The sequence below is a fragment of the Curtobacterium sp. AB7 genome (genome assembly GCF_044909335.1).
GTDB lineage: Bacteria > Actinomycetota > Actinomycetes > Actinomycetales > Microbacteriaceae > Curtobacterium.
The window spans coordinates 90,051-97,252 of sequence record NZ_JBIYED010000009.1 but is presented as its reverse complement, the minus strand read 5'-3'; the positions used below and the strand labels follow the sequence as shown (position 1 = coordinate 97,252).

The following is a 7,202-nucleotide window of genomic DNA, read 5'->3' as shown; positions in this document are numbered from 1 at the left end:
TACGCCTGGGGCCCCCCGGCTTGGGGGGTTTGGCACCCAAAAACCCACCCCCCCCCCCCCCCCCCCCCCGGGGGGGGGGGGGGCGGGGCCCCCCCCCCCCCCCCGCCGGCCCCCCCCCCCCCCCCCCCGGGGGCCCCCCCCGACCACGGCGGGGTGCGCACCGAGCTCGTCCGGATGCACACGGCGGTCGACGAACCCGCGGTCCGTCTCGTCGCAGAAGTCTCCGGGGTCCTTCCGGCTCCGGCGAGCAGGCCGATCCGGATCGGCGCGCGGATCGCCCTCGACCCGAACCCGATCGACCTCGCCGCACCGGGCGCGTTCGACCGTCTGGTGCACGCGGTCCCACCGGAGGCCCTGGACCGGATCGCCCTGATGCGCGAGGCGGCGCGCGCGACGCTCGCCGTGCCTCCCGTGCGGATCCGGGGCACGCTGCCGGGTGACCTCGACCGCGCACTGGACGCCCTGCCGGACGACGTCGAACCGGTCGTGCTGACCACCGGCACCCTGGTCTACGTGCCGGGCGCCCAGCGCCAGCGGTTCGTGGACCGCCTCCGCGAACGCGGCGTGCACTGGATCGCGCTGGAACGCACCGGGATCCTGCGCGGTGTGGCGGCGACGCTGCCCGACGACGTCGACCCCGCGGATCCGGACGCCTTCGCCACGGCCTCCATCGACGGCACCGCGGTCGCCGTCTCGGACCCGTTCGGCACGCGCGTGCGCTGGCTCCGCGACCCGAACCTGTGACCGGTGTTCGCGACAGTCCAGCGCCGTGCCAGGGTCCGGATGCGCTCGGCCCCTACGATGTGCGAGACCCGTTCCCCGATACGTGATCGGAACCGCCGTGACCAGCCCCACCGACGAGCAGCGCACCGCTGGCGAACTCAGTGAGCTCGCCAAGCACGTGCTGTCGTTCGAGCACGACCGGGCACGGCACGACCGCACGAAGGAAGCGGAGATCCGGGTCGAGTTCGAGATGTCGGCGGCGCGCTACTACCAGGTGCTCAACCGCGTGATCGACTCGCCGGCGGCACTCGCGTACGACCCGCAGCTCGTCGCCAGGCTGCAGCGGCTCCGACATGCGCGCACCAGCGCCCGGGCCTCGCGCAGCTTCGTCGCGCCCGGAGCAGCTCCCGAAGGACGTGAAGAGGAACGATGAGCACCAGATTCCCCCGTGACCGGTTCGACGACGTCGCCGACGGCCCCCGGGTCGGCGCACACCGCGGTGCTCAGCGCCGCGGCCGTGGCTGGATCGCGTTCGCCTGGGCGGCACTCGCCACCGGTGTGCTCGTCGGCATCGGCGTGCTCGTCCTCGCGCTCCTGAACGGCAGCTACTCGTTCAGCGGGTCGGACTCGCCCTCGGCGTCGTCGACCTCGTCTGCCACATCGAAGCCGTCCGCGTCCGCCACCTCGAACCCCTCGGCGTCGTCGTCGGCCGGGTCGGGTGCCGACTCCGGCGCTGCCGCTGCGACGCCGGCACAGCAGGGCACGACCACCGTCGTCGTCCTGAACGGCACGACCACCTCCGGCCTCGCTGCCCGGGCCAGTGCGGCGCTGACCGGTGCCGGCTGGGGAGTCGCCTCGACCGGGGACGCCGGCACGACCGGGTCGACCTCGACGATCGTGTACTACCAGCAGGCCGCACAGGCAGCAGTCGCCCAGGGCATCGCGAAGCAGCTCGGGGTCACCGCCGTGCAGCAGTCGACGGCGTTCCCGAACGCCGACGTGAGCGTCGTGCTCGGAGCCGACTACACCGGCTGATCCGCATTCCGCGGGCGCTTTCCGCCCGCCTTTGTGACGGTCGTGTTTCGGGCACGTTGATTTCTGACGGAATCGACGTGAAACGACGTCACACCTCTTGCCTGATCGGCGCGCTTCGAGCAGAGTCCCTTGCAGACGACGAACACGTCGTTCGCACAGCAGTACCAGGGAGCAAGAGATCATGGCCAACGGAACCGTGAAGTGGTTCAACGCTGAAAAGGGCTTCGGCTTCATCACCGTCGATGGAGGAGGCCAGGACGTGTTCGTGCACTACTCGGCCATCGACATGTCGGGTTACAAGGTCCTCGAGGAGGGCCAGGCAGTGGTGTTCGACGTCGGCACCGGGTCGAAGGGCCCGCAGGCGGAGGCAGTCCGACCGGCCTGAACGCACGACACTCATTGCGAACGCGCCGTCCCGTCAGGGGCGGCGCGTTCGTCGTGCGCGGTCCGTCCAGCGTGACGTGCATGGCGGGCGGCCCGTGGCGGTGGTCGGGGTGTGCTGTTTGCGGGGCGTGTCCTGGGAAGACGTGACGAGCCTCCCGATCGTGTTGCACTCGCACCGGTCGAGTGCCAGAATCGGCGTTGGCACTCGCTCACGTTGAGTGCCAGCACGACCCCACGACGTCCGGGAGGGACGAGAACTCACATGGCTAAGATCATTGCTTTCGACGAGGAGGCCCGCCGTGGCCTCGAGCGCGGCCTGAACCAGCTGGCCGACGCCGTGAAGGTGACGCTCGGCCCGCGCGGCCGCAACGTCGTCCTCGAGAAGAAGTGGGGCGCCCCCACGATCACGAACGACGGTGTCTCCATCGCCAAGGAGATCGAGCTCGACGACCCGTACGAGAAGATCGGTGCGGAGCTCGTCAAGGAGGTCGCCAAGAAGACCGACGACGTCGCCGGTGACGGTACGACCACCGCGACCGTCCTCGCCCAGGCACTCGTCCGCGAGGGCCTCCGCAACGTCGCCGCCGGCGCCGACCCCGTGTCGCTCAAGCGCGGCATCGAGAAGGCCGTCTCCGCCGTCTCCGACCAGCTCCTCGCCAACGCGAAGGACATCGAGACCAAGGACCAGATCGCCGCGACCGCGTCGATCTCGGCTGCGGACCCGACCATCGGCGCGCTCATCGCCGAGGCCATCGACAAGGTCGGCAAGGAAGGTGTCGTCACCGTCGAGGAGTCGAACACCTTCGGCACCGAGCTCGAGCTGACCGAGGGCATGCGCTTCGACAAGGGCTACCTGTCGCAGTACTTCGTCACCGACCCCGAGCGTCAGGAAGCCGTCTTCGAGGACGCCTACATCCTGATCGTCAACTCGAAGATCTCGAACATCAAGGACCTCCTGCCGGTCGTCGACAAGGTGATCCAGGCGGGCAAGCAGCTCCTGATCATCGCCGAGGACGTCGACGGCGAGGCCCTGGCCACGCTCGTCGTGAACAAGATCCGCGGCATCTTCAAGTCCGTCGCCGTCAAGGCCCCGGGCTTCGGTGACCGCCGCAAGGCCATGCTGCAGGACATCGCGATCCTGACCGGTGGCCAGGTCATCTCGGAAGAGGTCGGCCTCAAGCTCGAGAACGCGACGCTCGACCTGCTCGGTCGTGCCCGCAAGGTCGTCATCACCAAGGACGAGACCACGATCGTCGAGGGTGCCGGCGACGCCGAGCAGATCGCCGGCCGTGTCCGCCAGATCCGCTCCGAGATCGAGGCGACCGACTCCGACTACGACCGCGAGAAGCTCCAGGAGCGCCTCGCGAAGCTCGCCGGTGGCGTCGCCGTCATCAAGGCGGGTGCCGCGACCGAGGTCGAGCTCAAGGAGCGCAAGCACCGCATCGAGGACGCCGTCCGCAACGCGAAGGCTGCCGTCGAAGAGGGCATCGTCGCCGGTGGTGGCGTCGCCCTCATCCAGGCCGGTGCCGTCGCGCTCGAGGCCCTCGAGCTCGAGGGTGACGAGGCGACCGGTGCGAACATCGTCCGCGTCGCGATCGACGCGCCGCTCAAGCAGATCGCGCTGAACGCCGGTCTCGAGCCGGGTGTCGTCGCCGCCAAGGTGCGCGAGCTCGAGTCGGGTTGGGGCCTCAACGCCGCGACCGGCGAGTACGTCGACCTCATCGCCGCGGGCATCATCGACCCGGCCAAGGTCACGCGTTCGGCGCTGCAGAACGCTGCGTCGATCGCCGGTCTGTTCCTGACGACCGAGGTCGTCGTCGCCGACAAGCCCGAGCGTGCCGCGGCCGCTCCGGCCGGCGACCCGACGGGTGGCATGGACTTCTAGGCAGTCCTGTCCGAAGGGCCCCGCACGCTGCGCGTGCGGGGCCCTTCCGCGTGCGGGGGTGTGGGCTTGCGCGTGGGGCGTGGGCGTGCGCGTGGGGCGGGCGCGTGCGGCGGGAGGTCACAACACCCCGCTCAAGTTCGCCGAGCGGTCACAAACCGTCGGTTCGGCCCGTTCCAGTCGACACGTCGTGACCGCTCGGCGGCGCAGCAGCGGGGAGTCCTAGCCGGCTCCTGCGTGCGGCTTGCGGGTGTCTTGGGTCGTCTCTCCCGCACAGGAGGCCCGGCTCACCTCGTTCTCCCCAGTTTCCGTGCGCGCGAGGTCGGCTCGAGTGCCCCGCAACGACCATGACGGCATGCCAGCTGCCCGCCGCCTTCCTGCTCCGTTCGACCGTTCCACCTTCCGCGTGGCCGACGCGGTGGAGCACGGCATCGATCGGGAACGACTTCGACGTGCCGACCTGGCAGCCCCGGTCCACGGTGTGCGTGCCCCGATCGACTCGGCGGACTTCATCGACGCCGTCGCGCTGGTCATGCGTCCCGACCAGTTCTTCAGTCACACGACTGCCGCCGAGATCTGGGGCGCGCCACTGCCGCAGTCGGTGCGCTCGGTCGGCCCGGTGCACGTCTCGACCACGCGGGACGGGTACCGGATGCGGCGGCCCGGCGTGGCCGCACACCGTCTCGACCGACCAAGGACCGTCGAACACCGCGGGTTCCTGGTCAGCGTCCCCGCACAGATGTGGTTCGAGTGCGCCGGCGTGCTCCAGCGTGACGCCCTGGTCGCGATCGGGGACCACCTCGTCGGACCCGCCGGGCTGGCGACGGCGGACGACCTCCGTGCGTCGATCCGACCCGGAACACGCTTCGCGGTCGCTGCTCGGCGTGCGCTGGACCTCGTCCGGCCAGGCGCGGAGTCCCCTCGGGAGACGTGGCTCCGCCTGGCAGTCGTCGATGCGGGGTTCCCCGAGCCGGAGCTGAACGTCGACGTGCACGACGGTGCGGGGAAGTTCCTCGGCCGCGTCGACATGGCGTGGTCGGAGTTCGGCATCGCGTTGGAGTACGACGGCGACCACCACCGTGAGCGCGACACCTTCCGACACGATCAGCGGAGGGACAACGGGTTCGTGGTGAACGACTGGCTCGTGATCCACGCGACGGCATCGGATGCACACCGACCCGCGGTGTTGTTCGAGCGGCTTCGCCAGGCGTTCGAGGTCCGAGCGGTCAGAAGTCGTCGGCGGTCAGCGTGATCGCCGCGATCGCCGCGCACAGAGACAGGTCGTCGCGCGGTCACGACACGTCTCCAGCCGATCGTCGGGCGGTCACGAACTGTCGTCCGCCGAGCGCACAGACGACAGATCGTGACCGCTCGGCGGCGTCGAACGGGGTGTTGTGACCGGGCGGGACGGCCGGGCGACCCCGTCAGGCGGCGTAGTCGCGGGGCAGCAGCGGCAGCCAGACGCGGAAGGTCGCGCCGCCGCCCTCGGTGTCGAAGACCTCGACCGAGCCGTGGTGTGCCGCGACGATGCCCGACACGATGGCGAGCCCGAGGCCCGAGCCACCGGTGTCCCGCGCACGCGAGGTGTCGGCTCGCCAGAACCGCTGGAAGATCTTGTCGCGCAGCTGCGCCGGGATCCCCTCACCGTGGTCGATGACGTCGATGTGGGCCATGCCGCGGTCGTCGTCCACCCCGACGCCGATCTCGATCGGGTCGTCGTGCTCGGTGAACCGCATGGCGTTGCCCATCAGGTTCGTGACGATCTGGCGGATCTTGTTCTCCTCCGCCAGGACGATCGGGGGACGCTTGGGCATGACGACCGTGGGCAGCGGCGTCGTCTCGTCGGTGGGGGCGGCACCGGCGGCACCGGCATCGATGTCCATCGCCCGGGTCCGCCGAGCACGCAGCCGCGCGATCGTCTGCCGCGAGAACGCGATGGGGCCGGTGGTGTTCGCGGACGTGGGCGATGCCGGGGGGACCTCGCCCGTGTCGGACAAGGAGCCCGACGAGTCCGACGACCCCGACGAGAGCGACGACGACGCGCGCGGCCGCACGGCCTGGGGCACGCTCTCGCCCGTCAAGGCGTCCTCGACGAGCACCTGGATCTCGCGGTCCGGGTTGGACGCCATGGTGTCGAGCGCCGAGTCACGGGCGATCGCCACGAGGTCGACCGGACCGAGCTCGAGCGGCTTCGACTCGTCGATGCGGGCGAGCTGGAGCAGGTCCTGCACGAGCAGGCCCATCCGCTTGGCCTCTTTCTCGATGCGCTCCATCGCCTGGGCGACGTCTTCTTCCTTGCGGAGGGCGCCCATCCGGTAGAGCTCGGCGTACCCGCGCAGGGACACCAGCGGGGTGCGGAGTTCGTGCGAGGCGTCGCCGACGAACCGGCGCATCTGGTCGATGGTGCGCTGGCGGTCCTCGAACGCGGTGTCGATGCGCTCGAGCATGACGTTGAGGGAGCGGTTCAGGCGCCCGACCTCGGTGTTCGGGGTGTCGGCCTCGAGGCGCTGGTTGAAGTCCCCGGCGGCGAAGCGTGCGGCGGTGTCCTCGACGTCGCGCAGCGGGTCGAACGTGGCGGTGACGAGCAGCCGTGTGAGCATGGCGCCGAGCAGGATCACGGAGATGCCGAAGCCCAGGAAGATGACGGTGAACCGGGCGATGGTCTGGTCGGTGTCGGCGCTCGACACCGCGACGAGCACGAAGCCGGTCTCGGTGGAGCCGTCGGACTGGTTCTGCAGCGATGCCGGGATGATCTGGGCGCGCCACTCGTGGTTGTGCTGGCTGTCGTAGAGCGAGAAGCGCGCACCGTTCTGCGCTGCCGTCGAGAAGTCGAGTTCGCGGACGTCCGGTCGGCTGGACGCCGGCGTCTCGCAGATCTGGTCGCCGTCGGCGTCGTACGCGGCGACGTAGGCGCTCTGCGACAGCACGACCGACAGCTTGCAGTACTGCTCGCCGTCGCTGATGTTCTGGCCCTCGAGCTGCTCCGTGGTGCCCTTGACGTTGTTGTCGAGCTGCGCCATCAGGTACGTCGACAGGACGGTCATGGTGCCGAGCCCGGCGACGAGCAGGCCGAGCGCGACCAGGAGCACCGTGATCCCGGTGATCTTGGTGCGCAGGGAGATCCCGTCCCACCAGCGGTTCATTCGCGTGTGCATGCTGCCTCAACGATAGACAGCGG

General features: G+C 70.1%; 7 protein-coding genes. 6 read left to right on the top strand and 1 reads right to left on the bottom strand.

All coding sequences use genetic code 11. From position 1 onward, the window contains the following. The first annotated feature begins 153 nt into the window (after positions 1 to 153). The 6 genes from ABH929_RS16295 (at position 154) to ABH929_RS16270 (ending at position 5,276) form a co-directional block, all read left to right on the top strand. Complete coding sequence (locus ABH929_RS16295) at positions 154 to 744, top strand: DUF2332 family protein (RefSeq protein WP_404561932.1); 591 nt, start codon at positions 154 to 156, stop codon at positions 742 to 744. A gap of 97 nt (positions 745 to 841) precedes the next feature. After that, positions 842 to 1,156 carry a DUF3263 domain-containing protein gene (locus ABH929_RS16290; protein WP_404561930.1) on the top strand — a complete coding sequence of 105 codons (315 nt, stop codon included), beginning with the start codon at positions 842 to 844 and terminating at the stop codon, positions 1,154 to 1,156. Then, positions 1,153 to 1,758, top strand: coding sequence for a LytR C-terminal domain-containing protein (locus ABH929_RS16285; RefSeq protein ID WP_263055271.1), 606 nt, complete (start codon positions 1,153 to 1,155; stop codon positions 1,756 to 1,758). Before ABH929_RS16290 ends, ABH929_RS16285 begins: the two co-directional genes overlap by 4 nt. Positions 1,759 to 1,939: 181 nt before the next feature. Next, a complete protein-coding gene (locus tag ABH929_RS16280; RefSeq protein ID WP_111085222.1) occupies positions 1,940 to 2,143 on the top strand; it encodes a cold-shock protein in 204 nt (67 codons plus the stop codon). A 261-nt stretch (positions 2,144 to 2,404) separates the two neighbouring features. Further along, on the top strand, positions 2,405 to 4,027 hold the full coding sequence (gene groL, locus ABH929_RS16275; protein ID WP_123312014.1) for a chaperonin GroEL: 1,623 nt from the start codon (positions 2,405 to 2,407) through the stop codon (positions 4,025 to 4,027). 352 nt (positions 4,028 to 4,379) lie between these two features. Next, the gene (locus tag ABH929_RS16270; protein WP_263091208.1) at positions 4,380 to 5,276 is read left to right on the top strand and encodes a hypothetical protein; all 897 of its coding nucleotides are present in this window, start codon (positions 4,380 to 4,382) and stop codon (positions 5,274 to 5,276) included. 172 nt (positions 5,277 to 5,448) lie between these two features. Here ABH929_RS16270 and ABH929_RS16265 read toward each other — a convergent pair whose 3' ends face one another. Beyond that, positions 5,449 to 7,179, bottom strand: a complete 1,731-nt coding sequence (locus ABH929_RS16265) for a sensor histidine kinase (protein WP_404561927.1) — start codon at positions 7,177 to 7,179, stop codon at positions 5,449 to 5,451. Positions 7,180 to 7,202: the final 23 nt, after the last annotated feature.

Excerpts from the sequence above, each read along its gene's own strand:
- ABH929_RS16285 (WP_263055271.1), top strand. The coding sequence starts at position 1,153 with ATGAGCACCAGATTCCCCCGTGACCGGTTCGACGACGTCGCCGACGGC.
- ABH929_RS16280 (WP_111085222.1), top strand. The coding sequence starts at position 1,940 with ATGGCCAACGGAACCGTGAAGTGGTTCAACGCTGAAAAGGGCTTCGGC.
- groL (WP_123312014.1), top strand. The coding sequence starts at position 2,405 with ATGGCTAAGATCATTGCTTTCGACGAGGAGGCCCGCCGTGGCCTCGAG.
- ABH929_RS16270 (WP_263091208.1), top strand. The coding sequence starts at position 4,380 with ATGCCAGCTGCCCGCCGCCTTCCTGCTCCGTTCGACCGTTCCACCTTC.
- ABH929_RS16265 (WP_404561927.1), bottom strand. The coding sequence starts at position 7,179 with ATGCACACGCGAATGAACCGCTGGTGGGACGGGATCTCCCTGCGCACC.